The organism is Lacrimispora sp. BS-2 (genome assembly GCF_040207125.1).
Classification (GTDB): Bacteria; Bacillota; Clostridia; order Lachnospirales; family Lachnospiraceae; genus Lacrimispora.
The window spans coordinates 2,195,040-2,214,431 of sequence record NZ_CP157940.1 but is presented as its reverse complement, the minus strand read 5'-3'; the positions used below and the strand labels follow the sequence as shown (position 1 = coordinate 2,214,431).

Here is a 19,392-nt window from a genome sequence, read left to right as displayed (position 1 = left end):
GGCTTTTAAGTATGAAAGCCCAGTTATTTCTGATGGCAATGCTGCATTACAGAGTAAGGAGCTTAATCCGATGGCAACAGCGGTATCTGCCAGGCGGGGGAAATCTATATCAGAACGCACCATATATAACAATCAGCCATGCTTAACAAATAAAATTTCTCAATAATTCCCTATTGAATTATTTTATTATCTATATAATTGATAGATTTGTCTGAATATGATAAAATTCAACATCGTGCTAGCTTAATAAGGCAGTGTGATTTCATAATTGTTTATTCATATGTAATTTTAATCATATGGAAAAATATAGCATAATTACAATCGTCAAGTTAGCTCAAAATAACACTTTTAGGAGGAGAGTATTTTGAATTTTACACGAATCAGACAAAGTATGAAACGAAAGGCAAGCGCCGCGTTAGCTCTGATTATGCTTATGTCCTCAGCTATGCCGGCATATGCAGAGCCTGCTGATCTGTCAGATTTTAGTAATGATCAGTTAGTTTCATCAAACGTGGCCACACCATCACAGGCCGGCAAGTCTGCATCATCACAGGCTGACAAGCCCGCACCATCACAGGCCGATAAGTCCACATCATCACATTACGGCAAGTCCGCACCATCACAGGCTGAGAAGCCTGTACCATCAAAGTCCGGCAAGTCCACACCATCACAGGCTGACAAGTCCACGCCGTCACAGGCAGGGAAAATCGTAAATGAGATGCTTCCCGATTTCAGCCTTGAGAGAACTATAGGGCTTGCAGGTGATTATGCAGATGGAGAGTACACAGGGACCGGTAAGGGGTTTAAAAGCACGATAACGCTAATGGTCACTATAAAAGATAACGCTATTGTAGACATAGAAGAAGTATCACAAGGAGACACACCGGATAATTGGGAGAAAGCAAAAGCATTATTTGCAACTATTATAGATGCTAATTCTACGGATGTAGATGGGGTATCCGGTGCTACCAAGAGTTCAAACGGTATCAAAGAAGCAGTTAATGACGCTCTTTCCAAAGCTGTCATCAAAGAAAACCAGGTATTCCAGGATGGCAATGGCAGTAAGTCAGATCCATTTATCGTGGCAACCAGTATACAGTTAACGAGATTTGCTGATAAGGTAAATGCAGGAAATGACTATAGCGGCAAATATATTGAACTTTCTGCTGACATCGAATTGGAAGATCAGTGGACACCGATCGGTATTGGAGCCAATGGTTTTGCAGGTTCATTTAATGGCCGGAACCATACCATTAACGGACTTACGATCGCAAGTGACAGTTTTGCATACGCAGGTCTTTTCGGCTGCATGAAAACAGGTGCCAAAGTCAGAAATATCAAATTGGAAGATGTGGACATCAGTATTACTTCTTCTGGCGCTGAAGCATGTGCAGGCGCAGTTGCAGGAAAAACAGAAAAAAACGTATTGATTGATAATGTAGTTATTACAGGCAAAATAGAAAGCCATTCTGCCAAAAGCTACGCTGGTGCTGTTACCGGAATTTTGGGAGGAGAATCTATCATTGCCAATGTATCTGTTAATGCTGATGTATCAGCCGTGTCCCAGTCAGGCGTGACATATGCAGGCGGTATCGTTGGTGCATCAAATAATAAATGCATCATTGCCAATGCGGCAACATTTGGAAGCGTATCGGCAGAAACCGGCGGACAGTTATTTGCAGTTGCAGGCGGTATTGCAGGTATTGCAGCAGGTACATATTACAATGTGTTTTCCGGCGCAATGATTACGGCTGAAAGTGCTGCAGATGCCAAAGAATTAGTTGGCGGTATCGGCGGTATGGGCAGCGCGGTTACAGCAATAGTAAATGGATATTACAGCAATAAAACTGAAAAACCATTTATGCTGGCAAGTGACACAATAACAGGCTATGTCACCAATAATGTGAAAGCTCTTACCGATGAGGAGTTATATGGTGAGACTATGGCAGATACATTAAATAATGGTCTTACAAGGTCTGAGATTGCAAAAGCGTCTGAGACCATTGCGGCGGCAAAGCAGGCAAATATGGGCGATTTGTCAGCGGCAGTACGCACCATAGGGGATTTCTATGCCTGGAGTTTTGATCAGGAGTTAGTTATAACTAACAATATTTTCGTAGACGACAGCATAGATGCAACCATATTTGACAGCGGTAACGGAACAGAAGAATCACCTTATATTCTTAAAACCGAAGCACAGCTTCGTAAGTTTGCCGTTTCACTTACAGACGATGTGAAATATGCAGGAATTTATATCGCTTTAGATGAAGATGTGGACGTATCCGGTGAGACATGGATGCCTATCGGACAGGGACATTATGACTTTATGGGTAATTTTGATGGACGCGGCCATGTGATCACAGGCATGAACATTGGATCGGCTGAAAATCCCCATATAGAAGATAAGGCAGATACGAATGATACTGCCAAAATGACCACGTTCTATGGATTTTTCGGTGTATTAGGCGAAAATGCAGTAGTGAAAAATTTAAGTATCGTGGATGGAGAAATAGCAGTAGTCCATCCGTCCAGCGCTTATGCGGGTCTTTTAGCAGGTCTTACAGAAAAAGCATTTATTGACGGCTGCCATACAGAGGGAAGCATATATGCAGAAACAAAACACAAGAAAGCCAATGTTTGGACAGGCGGACTGGCAGGCCAGACGATCAGAGGCGGTATCATCAACTCCTGGTCAGAAGCAGACGTATACTGCAAAGCCATAGGCGGCCTGTCACAGGGCGGCGGCTTCGTGGGCATGGTCAACAGAAGCGTAATTGCAAACTGCTATGCTGCAGGCGATGTCGCAGGCAAAGCCAGCCGTGAAGATGGTAATGAAGGCATGCCATCTATCGGTTCCTTTATTGGTGTAAATGGAGGTAAGGTGGCAAACTGCTACTCTACAGGCAACATGAAAGCAGAGTCATTTTCTACCTATGTAGGTTCATTTGCAGGATGGTCAACAGGTATTGCAAGACAATTTTTATCCTACTATAACGCAGATGCGCGCCAAAACAGCAATGGTGTCATCAGCAATCCGGTTATCCCAGTAGGTTATATGGTCAGTGCGGGCATAAATGATGAGGGCGAGCCATATGACGGCGTATACCATGTGGGTATTGATTCAAAGACATTAACACAGATGCAGGAGAAAGATTTTGCTGCATTGCTGAATAAGAATTTCACTGCATTCCCTATGGATTTAAACAATGGCACCAGTGTAAACATTGGCAACCAGAATGCCATGGGGCTTCCTTCTTTCATGAAATTAAGAACCTGGGAGCTTACAGACGGCACAGTACGTCCTACTGGTGAACAAGCAGAAACAACGTATGCAGATATGACACCTATATTTGAGCCAAACACTTTAGAAAAAGCAGACGGCACATACTATGGCAGAGCAAAGACGGATGCAGGAAAGTATGTTTATGTAGAAATGACTGTAAAAGATGGGAAGATTGCCGGCATAAAAATGACTGGAAATGACGTGGGACAGGCTTTAGAGGCCATAGCAGATGATGTAATCGCATATGTTATTTCCACACAAGATTATTCACAATTAGCAGGCGACAGCGATTTGGCAAAGCTGCTTAAATCTGCTATAGCGGCAGCGGCCAAGAAAGCATCCATCCGTGATTTAACAGGATACGGAAATGCAGATCCTTCAATTTTCGAAGCAGGAGACGGTACAAAAGAAAATCCATACATGATCAAAACTGCCGGGCAGCTGGTGGCATTTGCGGCATCAATAAATGAAGACGAGCATTATAAAGGAAAATATGTAAGACTTGATGGAGATATTTCTCTGTCAGGAATCCAGTGGATACCGGCAGGCGGTTCAGGTGCATATGGATTCAGAGGCACATTTGACGGAAATGGTCACGTTATCAGTGACATGACCATTGGAACAAAGGAAAGTCCGGAAACATACTGCGTATCTGCAGGCTTGTTTGCAAATCTGCAGTCAGCCTATGTGGTGAATCTTGGCATTGAAAATGCGGCTGTCTATAACAAATATATGGGAGACGGCAACATATCCTATACGGGTTTGCTTTCCGGATATTTTGAAAATCCGTCAAACATAGGCGGATATATAGATCATTGTTATGCAAAAGGCGTGATCGAGAGCTGGTCATCAAAGCAAAATGACACCGCAGGCCTGGTTGGCAATATAAACTGGGGTATTATCGCAAACTCATATACTGATGTAAGCATAAAAAGTGAAAGCAAAGAACGTTGGGCTTATGGTGGAGGCATCAGCGCGATACCGAACAAATCACTTCTTATCAACAACTATGCCAAAGGAAAAATCTATGCCAAAGGCAACGGGGCCAGAATGACCATAGGCGGTATCGCAGGCATGAATGCAGGCATTGTCATCAACAGTTTTGCAAATATGGCATTAGAGACGGCTGCCACGACTGTAGATATAGGCGGCATCGCAGGCCGTGTAGCTGGTATCGGCTATGTAGAGAATGCCTATTTCAATACAGATGCGCCTCAGATTAGCGGTTTGGAAGAGATTGCTTCTAAAAAGGGTGCAGGAACGATCGTTACAGGGCAAGAATATGGCAAAGGTACTGTGACAAATATGGAAGGCAGAAATGCTTCTGAGTATAACAGTGCTGAATTTGCAAAATTGCTTAACAGCAATCAGTCTAATGCAGAAATGATGGGCAGAGCAAAAGCCATTTTGGAAAAAATCGGATTTGCCGGCATAGAGGAAGTTGCCCTTCGCCAGTTTGAATATGATGAAAAAACCGGAGAAGTGAGATTTAAAGCGGATGAAAAAGACAACAGCACTGTGGAAGAAGGCGGCAGCACCGGCAATGGCAGCAGCCACGGAGACAGCTCATCAGGCGGCAGCAGTATTACAGACAAAGGCGCATCATCTTCAAAGAATAATTCTGTTCAAACAGGCGGTACATGGAAACGAGATGAAACAGGCTGGTGGATCGTAAAACCAGATGGCACTTATCCAAAAAATGAATGGTATCGGGCTGATTTAAACGGCACTTTAACATGGTATCTCTTTGACCAGCAGGGATATATGAGAAGCGGCTGGTTTACTGATGCTGATGGAAATACTTACTTCTTACATAATCAAAACGATGCTTCTTTCGGAGCAATGTATACAGGCTGGAACATGATTGATGGAATATGGTATTATTTCTATCCATCCGGGCCAGGCTACAAGGAGACAGTAGGAAAGCTTGCTCAGGATGTGGTTACTCCGGACGGCTATAGAGTAGGTGCAAAGGGAGAATGGATACAGCAGGCTTCATAAGAATTTAAAACCAGGATATAAACAAATCCCATGTGTATGGCGTAATGGCATAATACACATGGGATTATTATTTTTATGCACTTTGGCAGTGTCAATTAAAATATCGTGATTTTGCCATTCAAAACTATATAATGGCCAGCAGATTACTGTTATATATTTGGAAGAAACAGCAGAAAATTAATTGTATAAAAGATTTGCCCATGGTATATTAAAAGTGTTTGTTTATCCAAGGAAAGGGAACTGCATCAGTATGAATATGAAGAAAATCGCAACAGTGCCTGTGGGCAATACCATTTATGCCCTGGCCGTATCCCTGTTCATTCTGCCGTGTGGACTGAGCACAGGCGGAACGACCGGACTTGCTTTGGTGGCCTATCACCAGTTTGGGATTCCAGTAGCTGCCTTTGTGGCAGTTTTTAATATTATAATGTTTGTGGCGGGAGCCTTGTTTTTGGGAAGGCAGTTTGCATTTACCACCATGATCATCAACCAGGTCAATGAGGTGCGGGGAAGGGGATTTACCCTCCATTAAGAATATAAATAATGGATAAAGAACCGGGGAGAATCTTACAGAAAGATGACTAAGGTTTACAGTTTTTGAAACCCTATTGACTTATTATCCTGACAGGTGCTATACTGTGCCCTGATTAAAGGGTGAAAGAAAACCCATTTGACCCTTGGAGATAAAAAATGGACGCAGGGAGGAATCAGGAAATGCTGAAAAAGAAAATCAGTTTATTTTGTTTGGCCGTTGCTTTTGCTGTATTGCTCGCAGCTGGCTGCGGCAGGAAGCAAGCTGAAGATTTGGGCGGCGCTCCTTCGGAAGCGGCAAAAACAGAGACTGCGGCCGTCAGGATGGAGAGATCCGGAACACAAGAAAATGAGGCTGATGAGATTGTTCAGGAAGAGGATATGGACCAGTCAGGGCCGGGAATAGAGGCCGTGGAGAGTGAAGAAAGCGCTGGGACGGAAAAAAAGGTGGAGGCATTTGCCGAAAAAATCCAGGAAGCGGTAGGGGACCGGGATTTACAGGCATTTGGGGATCTTCTTATTTATCCCTGTGTTTTCATAACAGGTGATAAGGAGACCATCACCCTTAACAGCCGGGAAGATTTATTTAAGCAGAACCCTGACATGGTGTTTGGAGATGATCTTATGGTAGCGGTTGCCAATGTGGACACGGTTTCACTGAAAATGACGGACAAAGGCGTGACCATGGGAGAAGGAGAATCAAAGATCACCTTTCAGGAAAAAACCGATGGAAGCTTTGGGATAACAGAAATAAGGGAATAAGATGGAAGAGAATGTTACTTTAGATGAGATGCTTTCTTTCCGTGAAAAGAAAGTAAGAATGCAGGAAACACTTCAAAAAGATCATGATGGAGCCACTATCGTGGCTCTCGGGATGAACATTCCCGGTCCAAGGAAAACCTCACCCGGCATTCTTCTGGCATTTTCCGCAGGAGGAGAAGAGCTTAACCGTCTGTTTACGGAACATGGGCTGACTGTGATGGAGGAGACCGCGGTGGGAGAGAAGGCCGGTTATTTTAAGCTCTATGCAGTGAAAAGTCCTGATCCCCATTTTGTGAAAAAGATAACGATTCAAATGGAAGAAACCCATCCCCTTGGAAGGTTGTTTGATATCGACGTATACGATGAGGCAGGAAAGGGGATCAGCAGGGAAGAATTAGGCTCCCCTGTGCGGAAATGCCTGATTTGTGAAACGGATGCAAAGCTGTGCGGCCGCAGCAGGAGCCATACCGTTAAGGAGCTTTACGGACGTGTTGAGAGTATCATAGATTCCTGGTTAATAGAAAGGGGCAGATGAGAATCTGCCTCTTTCTTAATAAATTTTAAGATTCCTTTTTCCCCTGGTTAAGATTCTCCCTATAAAATGAAATTATCAAAGATAAAAGGGAGGCTTTAAGCAAAATGGAGATAAAAAAACCAGCCATGGCCGGTACATTGGAGTCCAGCGACTGTCAGGTAACTGTTGAGCCAGGTGATGGTAAAATCGATTTTGTGCTGGAAAGCGCAGTAATGAACCAGTATGGCAACAGGATCAGGAAGGTAATCATGGAGACCCTTGGAAATCTCAGTATTGACAATGTGAGAATCACGGTTGTTGATAAGGGAGCACTGGACTGCACCATTAAGGCGCGCGTGGAAGGAGCGGTATCCCGTTCCATAGACCAGTTTGAAAATATTCTCTGGGGAGGCAAAAAGAAACGATGAATCCGAATAAGAAACGGCTCAGAAGAACCATGATGTTTTTAAATGCCCAGAAACCGGGCCTCATTAAGGATCCGTATATTTATAAACCAGATTCCCTTATGCTGGATTTAGAGGATGCGGTGGCAGAAAACCAGAAGGATGCAGCCAGATTTTCCCTATATCATGCACTTAAGGAGATCGATTACAGGGGCTGCGAGCGGGTGGTCCGGATCAACGGCCTGGATACTCCTTATTGGAAGGAGGATATCCGCTGTGCGGTTGCAGGCGGCTGTGATGCCATCCGGATCCCGAAAACAGAACGGCCTGAGGAGATAAAGGCAGTGGAAGCGGAGATCCGGACAGCAGAAGAAGATTTCGGCATTCCGGAAGGAAGGACCCTTATTATGGCTGCCATAGAATCCGCAAGAGGAGTGGTAAAGGCGCTGGATATCTGCGAGGCTTCCGAAAGGCTGTTTGGAATTGCACTTTCCGGCGGAGACTATACCAAAGACCTTCAGACCCATATTACTGGAACCGGTATTGAGTTAATGGGAGCCAGACAGAATTTAATCATTGCGGCCAGGGCAGCAAAGGTCCAGTGCTTTGATACGGTTTATACAAACCTTGATGATATGGAAGGCTTCCGGAAGGATGTGGAAACCATTCATCTGATGGGATTTGACGGAAAATCCATTGTCAATCCCCGCCAGATTCCGGTTGTCCATGAGATTTTTACGCCTGCGCAGAAGGATATCACGTTTGCAGAAAAGGTCGTTAAGGAAATCGAGGAGAAAAAGGCAGAGGGAATCGGAGTATTTACCGTAGACGGAAAGATGATCGACATTGCGTTCTATGACGGAGCCAAGAGAACCATAGAGCTTGCCAAGGCCTCCGGTGTATATAAAGGAGATTTGTAAGATGATTAATGCAGTAGGGAGAGAGATTCCGGAAGAAATCTTAAAACTGACAGGAAAAAAACCTTTTATGGGTGTTCATCACTTTGATGGATTTGAATATAAAAAAGACGGTCCGGTCACGAAGTGCGTGATCAATTCGGATAAAAGTAAGCTGGTGGAAAGCATTCACGACTGTCTGGTAAAATGCGGGATAAAGGATGGAATGACCCTGGGCTTTCATCATCATTTCCGGGAAGGCGATTATGTGGTAAACATGGTGATGGAGGAGATCCACAACATGGGAATCAAGAATATTACCATCTGTGCCAGTTCATTAGGGAAAGCCCACGATAAACTGGTGGATTACATAGAGGATGGAACGATTACCGGGATACAGTCCTCCGGTGTCAGGGGGAAGATCGGCAGGGCCATATCTGAAGGAAAATTAAGGGGTCTGGCCGTTATGCGTTCCCATGGCGGCAGAGTCCGTGCCATTGAAACCGGAGAGGTGAGGATCGATATCGCATTTATCGGCGCACCTACCTGCGATGACTATGGAAACTGCCGGGGCATCGGCGGAAAATCGGATTGCGGCGTTCTTTCTTACTCTATGGCAGATGCCGACTATGCCGATAAGGTGGTGGCAATCACTGACTGTCTGGTTCCGTTCCCCAACTTCCCCGCCCATATCTCCATGACAAAAGTAGATTATGTGGTAGTTGTTGATGAGATTGGAAATCCGGATAAGATTGCAACCGGAGCTGCAAAACCAACTGCAGATATGCGTAAGCTTATGATGGCAGATTACTGTACCCAGTTTGTGGTCAATACCCCGTATTTTAAGGACGGATTTTCATACCAGACAGGGGTAGGCGGAGCTTCCATTGCCTCCACCATTTCTCTTGCAAAGATCATGAAGGAGAGAAATGTGCGTATGCGCTTCGGGGTAGGAGGGCTTACAAAGCCCATGTGCGACTTATTGGAGAACAATCAGGTTGACGCCCTCTTAGATACCCAGGATTTCGATCTGGATGCAGTAGAATCCGTTATCAATCCCAAGCATTTTCGAATCAGTGCGGGAGAATATGCGGATCCCTTTAATAAGGGAGCTGTCGTAAATAAGCTGGATTTTGTGATCCTGGCAGCTCTGGAAGTGGATGTGAATTATAACTGCAATGTAGTGGTAGGCTCAGACGGCATGATTACCGGCGCTCAGGGAGGGCATCCGGACACTGCAGCCGGAGCAAAATGCACCATAGTAATTTCTCCGCTCCTGCAGGGAAGGATTCCGGCTGTCTGCTCGGAGGTCACAACGGTCACCACTCCCGGCGAATCCATTGATGTGGTGATCACGGATTACGGTATTGCGATCAATCCGAGAAGGCAGGATCTGATCCAGTGTATGAAAGACGTGGATCTGCCATTTAAGACCATTGAGGAATTGCGGGATATCGCATACTCCATCGTAGGGGAACCGGAAAAGGTGCAGTTTGATGATAAGATCGTAGGGATTATCGAAAGCCGGGATGGTACCATCATGGATGTGGTGCGTAAAATCAAGGAGTTTCAGTTTACAGGAGAATAAACGATGGATGTCAGTTCTGGTGTGAAACCCAAAGAGACATTTGAAAAGACGGCTTTCTATATCGGGAACATGGCTTACCGGGCCATGCTTGAGGAGGTTTATACGACTCCCAAGCCCGGCCTGGTGGATCTGTATTCCCCAGGTGCCCATAAAGACATGGACGTTACCTCCTTTGAAAGGAGTGCGGCGGCTTTAGAACCGTATTTTGCCTCCATGGCCTTGGAAGGCATGAGGCTTCCTCATATGCCAGGGCTGCTGTTTGAGCGAATCCGCCGGATCGGTATGGCCGCAGAGGCAGCCATGTACAAGGCTACGGCAGGAGTGAATACCCATAAAGGGCTGATCTTTCACATGGGAATCTTAAGTGCAGCCGCCGGGGCATGCATGGAGGTTTATGGAACTGTGACAATAGACTGTCTGATTAAAATGGAACAGGCCATGGTCAGGGAGACCCTGGTAAAGGAATTGGAATTGGGGAATATGCAGTCCTTAAATAAACACGGGATTGCCGGCGCAAGAGGAGAGGCCATGACCGGCTATGCCTCCGTGCGAAAAATCGCCCTTCCCACCATGGCAAAAGGCCTTAGGGAAGGCCGGGACTGGAACCGGATCAAACTGGAAACCCTGTTTATGCTCATGAGCCAGGTAGAGGATTCAAACATCATTGCAAGACATGATTCGTCCGTCCTTTTAAAGGTTCAGTGCATGGCAGGGGATTTCCTGCTTTCCGGCGGGGCTTACGGAGACAAAAGCATGATGGCCCTGAAACAAATGGACGCGGACTTTATAAAGAAAAATATAAGTGCTGGGGGCTGTGCGGACCTTCTGGCTGTGGCAATCTTCATAAATGAACTGATAAAAGAACCGGTGAGGGGGAGATTCTATGGAATTCGTAAAGCTGGAAGGAAGGCCGTTTAAAGGAAAAGAACTGGAACTGTTAAAGGATTTTTTAAAACGGAATGATCTGGATTATGACCAGGGGATCGAATACAGCGTATGTCTCCTTGATGAGAATTACCGGATCCTTGCCACCGGATCAGCGGAGCAGAATGTCTTAAAATGCATTGCGGTTGATAAAAACGCACGGGGGCTTGGTTTATCCGGGTCTGTCATCTCATGTCTTACCCAGTATGAATTTGAGAATGGCAGATCCCATATTCTTATGTACACAAAGCCGGAAAACAGGGAAATGTTTGAGGATCTTGGATTTTATACGGTTCTTATGACTGATGATGTCCTTTTTATGGAAAACAGGAAGAAAGGATTTGAAGAGTTTGTGGACCGCCTGATCTCAGAGTCTCCGGCGGAGGCATTGAAACCAGGGGTGGCTGTGGGCTCCATCGTTGCCAACTGCAATCCATTTACTTATGGCCACCGGTATCTGGTTGAACAGGCCCTTAACTGCTGTGACTATGTCCATGTACTGGTTCTTGCCGATAACAGAAGCAGTTTTGGGGCGGACGAACGCTTTTTTATGGTACAGGAAGGAATTAAGGATCTGCCACGTGCCATCGTTCACCAGGCAGCTGATTTTGTCATATCAGCAGCCACCTTTCCCACCTATTTCATGAAGGAAAAGGTCCGCAGGGAAAGGGCTTGCTGCCATTTGGACTTAGAGCTTTTCGGCAGGCGCATTGCCCCGGTTCTTGGGATAACAAAGCGCTTCGTGGGAACAGAACCGGTATGCGCTGTAACCGGTCATTACAATGAGGAAATGAAAAAGATTCTGCCCCGTTATGGAATTTCTGTAATGGAAATCGAGAGGAAGGGTTTTGAGGGAGAGGCAATCAGTGCATCTGAGGTCCGGAAAAGGTATGAAAACGGAGACCTTGAAGGGATAAAGGGCCTGGTGCCGGAAACGACACTGCAATACCTTGAAAAGAAAAAAGAGGCAGAAGGCCTACGGGTTAAACCGGTATCCAAGGCCTCTGACTGTTAAGATATGGACCGGCTTTTGCCGGTCTTCTTCGATTTTACCACGCAGGCGGTTGATATACACCATGATGGCATTATCATCTACGGCAACGCTGTTTCCCCACACATGATCGTAAATCATGTCTTTTGTAAATACCTGGCCCGGATGCTTTAAAAACAGCAGCATCAGGCTGCTCTCTTTGGAAGAGAGAACAATTTCTTCTCCGTTTTTATAAAACCGCATGGTGGAAGTATTGTAAGTGAAAGATCCGCATTCCAGAACATCCGAACTGTACACCTGATTTTTGTTGCGGCGGATCAAAGCCTTTACCTTGGCACCCAGCACCAGGGGACGGAATGGCTTGGTTATGTAATCATCCGCACCTACAGAAAGGCCATAAAGGGAATCGTAATCCTCGCTTCTTCCGCTTATGATCATAATGGGAGTCTGGATGCCCTGGCTGCGCAGCCGTTTGATGACTTCAAAGCCTTCCATATCGCCCAGCATCACATCCATGAGGATCATATCGTAAGTGTGGTTTTTAAGATGATTCAGTGCGGAAAGTCCGCTGTCCGCAACGTTGGTTTCCAGATCGTTGCTGTGCATGACTTTCTCCAGTAATTTACAGATCGCCGGATCGTCATCCACAATTAATACTTTATCAGACATAGCTTCCCCCTAAGTGAAATTTTTGTAGAAATAAATCGAAACTTTCTTAAATTATTATAATATTAACCCGGAGACAAGTCAATGAGGAACAGGCAAATAGAGGATAGATTCATGAGCAAAATAGAGGAAAACAAGAGATTTGGGACGGTATTCATGTTTTGTGCCATGGTATCCGTGCTGCTTATTTTCTGCTGTCTTGTATTCAGCATCTGGAATGAATATAAAGAAACGATTATAGACAATCAAAAGAAACAGATGCTTTTGACAACTCAGAGTATGGGAGAAAATTTAAAGATTTTCATTGAAGGATATCAGGCAGATTTAAATACCCTTTGCGCTGTAGAAGACGAGAACAGCAAAAAGGCCGGCAGGGAGGATTGGAGCATACTCCAGAGTTATGTGACGAATCACAGCCGGTTTGTTTTTGATGTTATTTTGGAGGATGAAAACGGAAGATTATTAAAAAGTGTGAATGGATATGGAGTGACGTCGACGTATTCCGTCACAGAGATCAGTCAGGATATGAGCTTTCGGCAGTGCAAACTGGAAAATGGGAAAATGTATTTGATTGTAAAGAAAATTCTTCCTGACGGCAGATCTCTTTCCGTTGTTTTAGATGAAAAGAATTATTACAATTTTCTTGTTTCCAATATTCGTCTGGGAACCAATGGGTATGTGGTGATCAAGGATTCAAAAGGGATCATCCTCATTCACCCTCAGGAAAGTCAGTGGGGGATCAATGTGATTTCAGGCCGGCAGGAGATGTTTCCTGATAAGGATTTAACCAGCTTACAGCAGATGATAGAAAATCAGAACAGAGGTGAATCAGGGGTTTCTGAGTATTACTCCTACTGGTGGCTGGACCCGGGGGTCCCTGAGGTGAAAAAGGTCAGCGCTTACTCCCCGGCTATCATAGGAAGCGGTTTTTTGGTAGTCAGTGCGGTGATTGATTATAATGATATTTATATCCCGGTCGCAGCCGGATTTTTCAAGCTGGGCCTGGTCTTTTTAGGAATTGTATCCGTGGTTCTGGGAATGGTGTTTTATATCGAAGTTCTGCGGGTCCAGAAGAGGAAGGATACAGAAGAGATCGCCTATCTCTGGGAGCTTAATAAAATTTTAGAAGAACTGCATCAAAGTGAAGAAACCATTGCCCACCAGCAGAGACTTCAGATCATGGGGACTATGACCGGCGGCATTGCCCATGAGTTTAATAACTTACTGACTCCGATCATGGGATATGCGGAATTGCTGATGCTTGAATTTCCGGAGGGGGCGGAATCCTATGACAGTGCAGCAGAGATTTATGAAGCTTCCAGAAAGGCAAAAGAGATCATCCAGCAGATTTCATCATTAAGCCGGAAAAATATGGAGACTGCCTTTAAAAACATAAATGCCGCAAAGGTACTGGGCCGTGCCATAAAAATGGTAAGCTCGGTGTGTCCGACCCACGTGCATCTGAAGAAAGAAATTGCCTTATCCGATGAATGCTTTCTGGGAAACGAAACCCAGATGAATCAGGTGATATTAAATATCTGTGTGAATGCAATCCATGCAATCGGCCACAAGGGAGGGACCATAACCATAAGAGGGAGCAGAGTAAGATCGGAGGAATTAAAACAATACAAGCTTTCCTCTGTTTCAGAAGAGTGGAAGTATTACCTGCGGATTGACATTGCAGACGACGGGGAAGGCATGAGCGAAGAGGTATTAAAGCAGATTTTTGATCCGTTTTTTACGACAAAGAAAAGTGGTGCAGGAACGGGCCTTGGCCTTTCTCTGGTTGAGCAGATTGTTCATTCCCACAAAGGACATGTCTTTGCTGAAAGCAGGCTGGGAGAAGGCAGCGTCTTTCATATCTTCCTTCCTGTGAATGAACGGAAGGAGCAGGAAGGTCAGCAGGAGGCAGAGGAGGAAAATGGGGACCTGCTAAGGCTTCTGATCATTGACGATAATCCAAAGGTATTGCGGCTTCTGGAAAAGAATTTCAGCAGGCTTCATGTGCCTTTGACGGTCTGCATGGATTTTGAAGAGGCCAGGAGAGTTTTGAAGGAGCAGGAAGTATATGCCATTGTGACGGAGCATTATATTGACGGGAAAAGCGGCACGGATTTCTGTATGTCCCTTCAGGGGCAGTATCCGGATATTATCCGGATCATTATGACGGACCGGGTGACGAGGGAAATCATAGAGGCCAAGAAACGGAAAATAATTGATGAATACATCGACAAACCGGTTTCAGACTCCGCCATATTAAAAGCAGTAAAGAACTGTGAGGAAAGATTGTAAAAAAAGCCTAATCTTAACAACTTTTAATTTTTCTCTTAAAGAAATGAAAGAGAGAAGGAGGAAGGGTGTAAGGTTGGGCTTTTATACTGTTCCCATAAATAAAAAGTATAGAGGAGGAAGAAAACATGAATGAGACAATGCTTGCATTATTAGGTTTTGCAACCATTATCATGATCATTGTTTTACTGCTGAGAAATGTTACTGTTCCGGCGCTGGCGTTTATCGGGGTATCTACCGTAAGTGCGCTGATCCTGGTTTTGACCGGAACCTTCACAGTCAGTGAAGTGGGGAAATTTATTTCAAAGGGGGTATCCGGAGTACATTCTACTGCTGCGCTGTTCATATTTTCCGTGCTGTTTTTCGGAATTATGACCGATGCAGGAATGTTTGACCGCATCATAGATGCGCTTATGAAAAAAGTGGGGAACAATGTAGTAGGCGTGGCTTTCATGACCAGCATTATCGCCATAATCGGCCATCTGGATGGAGGCGGTGCTTCTACATTCTTAATTACCATTCCAGCCATGCTTCCGGTTTATAAGAAACTGAAAATGCGTCCGACAACGCTGCTTTTAATATGCGTCACCTCCATGGGCGTTATGAACCTGCTTCCATGGGGCGGCCCCACCATGCGTGCTGCCTCCGTATTGGAGGTAGAAGCCAATGTCCTTTGGATGAAGCTTCTGCCCATGCAGGCTGTGGGCATCGTTGTTGCTCTGTTTACTGCATTTTTCTGGGGAGTTATTGAAAAGAAGAGAGGGGCTGGAATCAACAGCACTCTGGTCATAGAAGATAACGAAGCCCTGGAAGAAAGTGCTTCTGCCGCTGATATCGGGGAACTGGCAAGGCCAAAGCTGTTTGGTTTCAACATTATTCTGACATTAGTTGTTATAGTAGCTCTTGTTTTCATGCCGGTACCTTCCTATTATATTTTCATGATTGGATGCGTCGCAGCACTTTTAGTCAACTATCCTGGTGCTAAGCTTCAGAATAAGATCATTAAATCCCACGCCGGTCCTGGTCTTATGATGGCATCAACCATTCTGGCGGCTGGTGTATTCCTTGGAGTATTGGAAGACAGTGAGATCATGAACCACATGGCCAATGCACTGGCTTCATTTATACCTCAGTCCATGGGCCGTTTCCTGCCGTTAATCATCGGAGTGCTGTCCGTACCGCTGACCTTATTGTTCTGTACGGATTCCTATTTCTATGGTCTGCTTCCGGTTTTGATCGGTATCGGAAACAAATTTGGCGTAGATCCTTCCCATATTGCCATCACTATGGTGGTCTGCCGAAACTGCGCAACGTTCATAAGCCCTGTTGTTCCGGCTACATTCCTGGGAATCGGTTTGGCTGGAGTAGAGATTAAAGACCATATTAAGACCTGCTTCCTGTGGATATGGGGAGTGAGCCTGGTTTGCCTGGTGGCTGGCCTTTTACTTGGTGTACTAACTATTTAATAGAATCCTAAAATAAAATCCAAATGGGAAAGACGCCGGAATCAGATTCCGGCATCTTTCTTTCCTATGTGTGGGTCAGGAGATGATCCAAAATTCCTTAATCATAATCTGCCTCCTTTTTTATCACATGGGCTAATGATAGAGGAAAAACTTAAATAATGGGTAAAATACTGTCTTAAAGATTGTTTGATTTGCTTTACCAGGATTTTTTATCTTGTATTGTACAAATTGTGTTATATTTAAAGTCGATTTTTCCGATATAATGTGAAAAAGACTCGATCCGCTACTTGAAATTTACCTAAATTCGTTATACAATTATAATTGGCAGAAATTGGTGTTATTGCATAGTACTTTGTTAAATATATAACAAATGACTGTAGAAAATTACAAAATGGAGGATTGCAAAATGAGTAATTCAACGAAAAACTCGGCAAGCGGCCGGATTCATGCCTTGCTTGATGAGAACAGTTTTGTTGAAGTTGGCGGCTATGTTACCGCAAGGAACACAGACTTCAACATGACAGCGAAGGAAACTCCTGCTGACGGTGTTGTTACTGGCTATGGTACCATTAAGGGATGCCTTGTTTATGTGTACAGCCAGGACGCATCGGTTCTGGGCGGCTCAATAGGTGAGATGCACGCAAGGAAGATTACGAAACTCTACACCATGGCTATGAAGACCGGCGCACCGGTCATCGGTCTGGTCGACTGTGCCGGCTTAAGGCTTCAGGAAGCAACCGACTCCTTAAACGGATTTGGTGAGATTTATATGAGCCAGACCCTGGCATCCGGAGTAATCCCTCAGATAACAGCGATATTCGGAACTTGCGGCGGCGGCATGGCTGTTTCCGCAGCAATGGCAGACTTCACCTTTATGGAAACAAAGGGTGGCAGACTGTTTGTCAATTCTCCCAATGCCATTCAGGGAAATTATACAGATAAATGCAATACTGCTTCCGCGGACTACCAGAGCAGGGAAACCGGCATGGTGGATTTTACGGGAGAAGAAGATGACATTTTAAATAATATCAGGACTCTCATTTCCATTCTTCCTGCAAACAGTGAGGATGACATGTCTTATGAGGAATGCAATGACGATTTAAACCGTATATGCTCTGATCTGGAGAATTATGTTGGGGATACGGCGATTGCATTGACTCAGATTTCCGATAATCAGTTCTTTCTGGAGACCAGGAAGGAATATGCTGCTTCCATGGTAACCGGTTTTATCCGTTTAAATGGCATGACCGTTGGCTGTGTTGCAAACAGAACGGAGTCTTATAATGAAAGCGGCATTAAGACAGGGGAATATGATGCACTCCTAAGTGGTCATGGCTGTGAAAAAGCTGCAAGATTCATTAATTTCTGTGATGCATTCAGTATTCCGGTACTTACCCTTGTAAATGTAAAAGGGTATGAAACATCTAAATGCTCTGAGAAAAAGATTGCCAGAGCAGCTGCAAGGCTTACCTATGCCTTTGCCAATGCCACAGTTCCCAAAGTGACGGTTATTCTTTTACAGGCCCTTGGAACAGCATATCTGACCATGAACAGCAAGTCCATTGGAGCGGATATTGTTTATGCCTGGCCGTCGGCCAGCATCGGTATGATGGAACCGGCGGAAGCGGTAAAGATCATGTATGCGGATGAGATTGAAAAGGCAGAGGATGGAAATGCACTGATCAGCAAGCAGACGGAAAATTACAGGCAGCTTCAGTCCAGTGCCCTTTCTGCGGCTAAGAGAGGATATATTGATGATATCATAGATGCCGGCGAAACAAGAGCACGGGTCATTGCGGCATTTGAGATGCTGTTCACAAAGAGAGAGGATCGTCCGGCAAAAAAACATGGCACGATTTAGAATGAGGTGACAGGTATATGAAACTGAATATGAAACGAGTAGCATTGGGACTTATTATGGCAGCCTGCCTCTTTTCATTATCTGCGTGCAGCAAAGCCGATACCACAGCCGAAGAAATTGATGCCAGGATCCAGATGCAGATGGAGCAGCTTCCCGGTTCCTTCCTGGAACTGTATACCGGCCTTGAGGACAGTCAGGTTCCTGAGTTTAAGAAAAACATGCAGTCTCAGGATGAGTATGCTGCTCTGGCTGAGGGCGTGGATTCCTGGAAGAATGTAAAAAATGAACTTGGCGCCCTGGTATCAATCGGTGATACGGTGAAGGTAGAGGCCATTGATCATGGGTACAGCGCTACAATTAAAGCAGAATTTGAAAAGAGAAATATGGAATTTTCCATTACAACGGATTCAAAGCTCACTAAGATCACCGGTGTAGCATTTATACCGGAATATTCCCTGGGCGAACGGATGGAAAAGGCCGTGTTCAATACCCTGATGGGAATGGGAACTGTATTTATTGTGCTGATTTTTATCAGCCTGCTCATCGGCTGCTTCCGGTATATCGGTAAGCTTGAAGATAAGATAAATGGCAAGGCACAGGCACAGAAGCCTGTCCCTGCGTCCCTTCCTGTGGTTTCTGCCCCTGCAGCAGAAGAGGAAGAAGAACTTGTAGATGATTTAGAACTGGTAGCAGTGATTACTGCGGCTATTGCAGCATCTGAAGGAAGTTCACCAAGTGGCCTTGTGGTCCGCTCAATCAGACGGGCTCCGGCCGGTAAATGGAAAAAAGCTTAAACAATCAGGAGGATTAACATCATGAAGAACTATACAATTACAGTTAATGGAAATGTTTATGACGTAACCGTAGAAGAAGGCCCTTCCACAGGTGTACTGGCAGCTGCAAATAAGCCATCAGCCCCTGTCCCTGTTCCCGCTGCGCCAGCCCCAGCACCGGCAGCTTCGGTGAAGGCAGCAAGCACCGGTTCAGAAGGCGGTCTAAAGATAGCAGCTCCTATGCCAGGCAAGATCCTTGGCGTTAAGGTAAACCAGGGACAGGCGGTGAAACAGGGGGATGTGCTGATTCTTCTTGAAGCAATGAAGATGGAGAATGAGATCGTAGCACCTTCCGATGGAACCGTTGCCAGTGTTAATGTAGCGATCGGCGATTCAGTAGAAGCAGGAGCAACCTTGGCTACATTAAACTAGTACGGAAGGAT

The 19,392-nt window shown here is 45.1% G+C and carries 15 protein-coding genes; 14 read left to right on the top strand and 1 reads right to left on the bottom strand.

Features of this window, described 5'->3' with window-relative positions; genetic code table 11:
• Positions 1-364: 364 nt before the first annotated feature.
• From ABFV83_RS10535 to citC, 9 genes are all read left to right on the top strand, one after another.
• A complete protein-coding gene (locus ABFV83_RS10535) occupies positions 365-5,284 on the top strand; it encodes an FMN-binding protein (protein WP_349948806.1) in 4,920 nt (1,639 codons plus the stop codon).
• Between the two features lie 250 nt (positions 5,285-5,534).
• Complete coding sequence (locus ABFV83_RS10530) at positions 5,535-5,816, top strand: YitT family protein (protein WP_349948805.1); 282 nt, start codon at positions 5,535-5,537, stop codon at positions 5,814-5,816.
• A 182-nt stretch (positions 5,817-5,998) separates the two neighbouring features.
• Entirely contained in the window at positions 5,999-6,577 is a 579-nt protein-coding gene (locus ABFV83_RS10525) for a hypothetical protein (RefSeq protein ID WP_349948804.1), read from the top strand.
• Between the two features lies 1 nt (position 6,578).
• Positions 6,579-7,112, top strand: coding sequence for a citrate lyase holo-[acyl-carrier protein] synthase (citX, locus tag ABFV83_RS10520; protein WP_349948803.1), 534 nt, complete (start codon positions 6,579-6,581; stop codon positions 7,110-7,112).
• Positions 7,113-7,216: 104 nt separating this feature from the next.
• On the top strand, positions 7,217-7,519 hold the full coding sequence (gene citD, locus ABFV83_RS10515; RefSeq protein ID WP_349948802.1) for a citrate lyase acyl carrier protein: 303 nt from the start codon (positions 7,217-7,219) through the stop codon (positions 7,517-7,519).
• Positions 7,516-8,415, top strand: a complete 900-nt coding sequence (locus ABFV83_RS10510; RefSeq protein ID WP_349948801.1) for an aldolase/citrate lyase family protein — start codon at positions 7,516-7,518, stop codon at positions 8,413-8,415. The genes citD and ABFV83_RS10510 overlap by 4 nt, the downstream gene beginning before the upstream one ends.
• Position 8,416: 1 nt before the next feature.
• The gene (gene citF / locus ABFV83_RS10505) at positions 8,417-9,979 is read left to right on the top strand and encodes a citrate lyase subunit alpha (protein WP_349948800.1); all 1,563 of its coding nucleotides are present in this window, start codon (positions 8,417-8,419) and stop codon (positions 9,977-9,979) included.
• 3 nt (positions 9,980-9,982) lie between these two features.
• The gene (locus tag ABFV83_RS10500) at positions 9,983-10,897 is read left to right on the top strand and encodes a triphosphoribosyl-dephospho-CoA synthase (protein WP_349948799.1); all 915 of its coding nucleotides are present in this window, start codon (positions 9,983-9,985) and stop codon (positions 10,895-10,897) included.
• The gene (gene citC, locus ABFV83_RS10495; RefSeq protein ID WP_349948798.1) at positions 10,863-11,918 is read left to right on the top strand and encodes a [citrate (pro-3S)-lyase] ligase; all 1,056 of its coding nucleotides are present in this window, start codon (positions 10,863-10,865) and stop codon (positions 11,916-11,918) included. The genes ABFV83_RS10500 and citC overlap by 35 nt, the downstream gene beginning before the upstream one ends.
• On the opposite strand, the gene ABFV83_RS10490 is transcribed toward citC, so the two are convergent.
• Positions 11,880-12,563 carry a response regulator transcription factor gene (locus tag ABFV83_RS10490; RefSeq protein WP_349948797.1) on the bottom strand — a complete coding sequence of 228 codons (684 nt, stop codon included), beginning with the start codon at positions 12,561-12,563 and terminating at the stop codon, positions 11,880-11,882. The two genes, citC and ABFV83_RS10490, sit on opposite strands and share 39 nt — an antisense overlap.
• 111 nt (positions 12,564-12,674) lie before the next feature.
• Here ABFV83_RS10490 and ABFV83_RS10485 point away from each other — a divergent pair, with 111 nt between their 5' ends.
• From ABFV83_RS10485 to ABFV83_RS10465, 5 genes are all read left to right on the top strand, one after another.
• Positions 12,675-14,852, top strand: a complete 2,178-nt coding sequence (locus ABFV83_RS10485; protein ID WP_349948796.1) for an ATP-binding protein — start codon at positions 12,675-12,677, stop codon at positions 14,850-14,852.
• A 125-nt stretch (positions 14,853-14,977) separates the two neighbouring features.
• Entirely contained in the window at positions 14,978-16,315 is a 1,338-nt protein-coding gene (locus tag ABFV83_RS10480) for a citrate:proton symporter (protein ID WP_349948795.1), read from the top strand.
• Between the two features lie 406 nt (positions 16,316-16,721).
• On the top strand, positions 16,722-18,176 hold the full coding sequence (locus ABFV83_RS10475; RefSeq protein WP_349948794.1) for a carboxyl transferase domain-containing protein: 1,455 nt from the start codon (positions 16,722-16,724) through the stop codon (positions 18,174-18,176).
• A gap of 17 nt (positions 18,177-18,193) precedes the next feature.
• Positions 18,194-18,970, top strand: coding sequence for an OadG family transporter subunit (locus ABFV83_RS10470; RefSeq protein WP_349948793.1), 777 nt, complete (start codon positions 18,194-18,196; stop codon positions 18,968-18,970).
• 21 nt (positions 18,971-18,991) lie between these two features.
• Positions 18,992-19,381 carry a biotin/lipoyl-containing protein gene (locus tag ABFV83_RS10465; RefSeq protein WP_349948792.1) on the top strand — a complete coding sequence of 130 codons (390 nt, stop codon included), beginning with the start codon at positions 18,992-18,994 and terminating at the stop codon, positions 19,379-19,381.
• Positions 19,382-19,392: the final 11 nt, after the last annotated feature.

What these genes read in the sequence shown, in the direction of transcription:
- ABFV83_RS10525 (WP_349948804.1), top strand. Translation starts at nt 5,999, where the DNA reads ATGCTGAAAAAGAAAATCAGTTTATTTTGTTTGGCCGTTGCTTTTGCT.
- citC (WP_349948798.1), top strand. Translation starts at nt 10,863, where the DNA reads ATGGAATTCGTAAAGCTGGAAGGAAGGCCGTTTAAAGGAAAAGAACTG.
- ABFV83_RS10500 (WP_349948799.1), top strand. Translation starts at nt 9,983, where the DNA reads ATGGATGTCAGTTCTGGTGTGAAACCCAAAGAGACATTTGAAAAGACG.
- ABFV83_RS10470 (WP_349948793.1), top strand. Translation starts at nt 18,194, where the DNA reads ATGAAACTGAATATGAAACGAGTAGCATTGGGACTTATTATGGCAGCC.
- ABFV83_RS10485 (WP_349948796.1), top strand. Translation starts at nt 12,675, where the DNA reads ATGAGCAAAATAGAGGAAAACAAGAGATTTGGGACGGTATTCATGTTT.
- citF (WP_349948800.1), top strand. Translation starts at nt 8,417, where the DNA reads ATGATTAATGCAGTAGGGAGAGAGATTCCGGAAGAAATCTTAAAACTG.
- ABFV83_RS10475 (WP_349948794.1), top strand. Translation starts at nt 16,722, where the DNA reads ATGAGTAATTCAACGAAAAACTCGGCAAGCGGCCGGATTCATGCCTTG.
- citD (WP_349948802.1), top strand. Translation starts at nt 7,217, where the DNA reads ATGGAGATAAAAAAACCAGCCATGGCCGGTACATTGGAGTCCAGCGAC.
- ABFV83_RS10530 (WP_349948805.1), top strand. Translation starts at nt 5,535, where the DNA reads ATGAATATGAAGAAAATCGCAACAGTGCCTGTGGGCAATACCATTTAT.
- ABFV83_RS10465 (WP_349948792.1), top strand. Translation starts at nt 18,992, where the DNA reads ATGAAGAACTATACAATTACAGTTAATGGAAATGTTTATGACGTAACC.
- ABFV83_RS10510 (WP_349948801.1), top strand. Translation starts at nt 7,516, where the DNA reads ATGAATCCGAATAAGAAACGGCTCAGAAGAACCATGATGTTTTTAAAT.
- ABFV83_RS10480 (WP_349948795.1), top strand. Translation starts at nt 14,978, where the DNA reads ATGAATGAGACAATGCTTGCATTATTAGGTTTTGCAACCATTATCATG.
- ABFV83_RS10490 (WP_349948797.1), bottom strand. Translation starts at nt 12,563, where the DNA reads ATGTCTGATAAAGTATTAATTGTGGATGACGATCCGGCGATCTGTAAA.
- citX (WP_349948803.1), top strand. Translation starts at nt 6,579, where the DNA reads ATGGAAGAGAATGTTACTTTAGATGAGATGCTTTCTTTCCGTGAAAAG.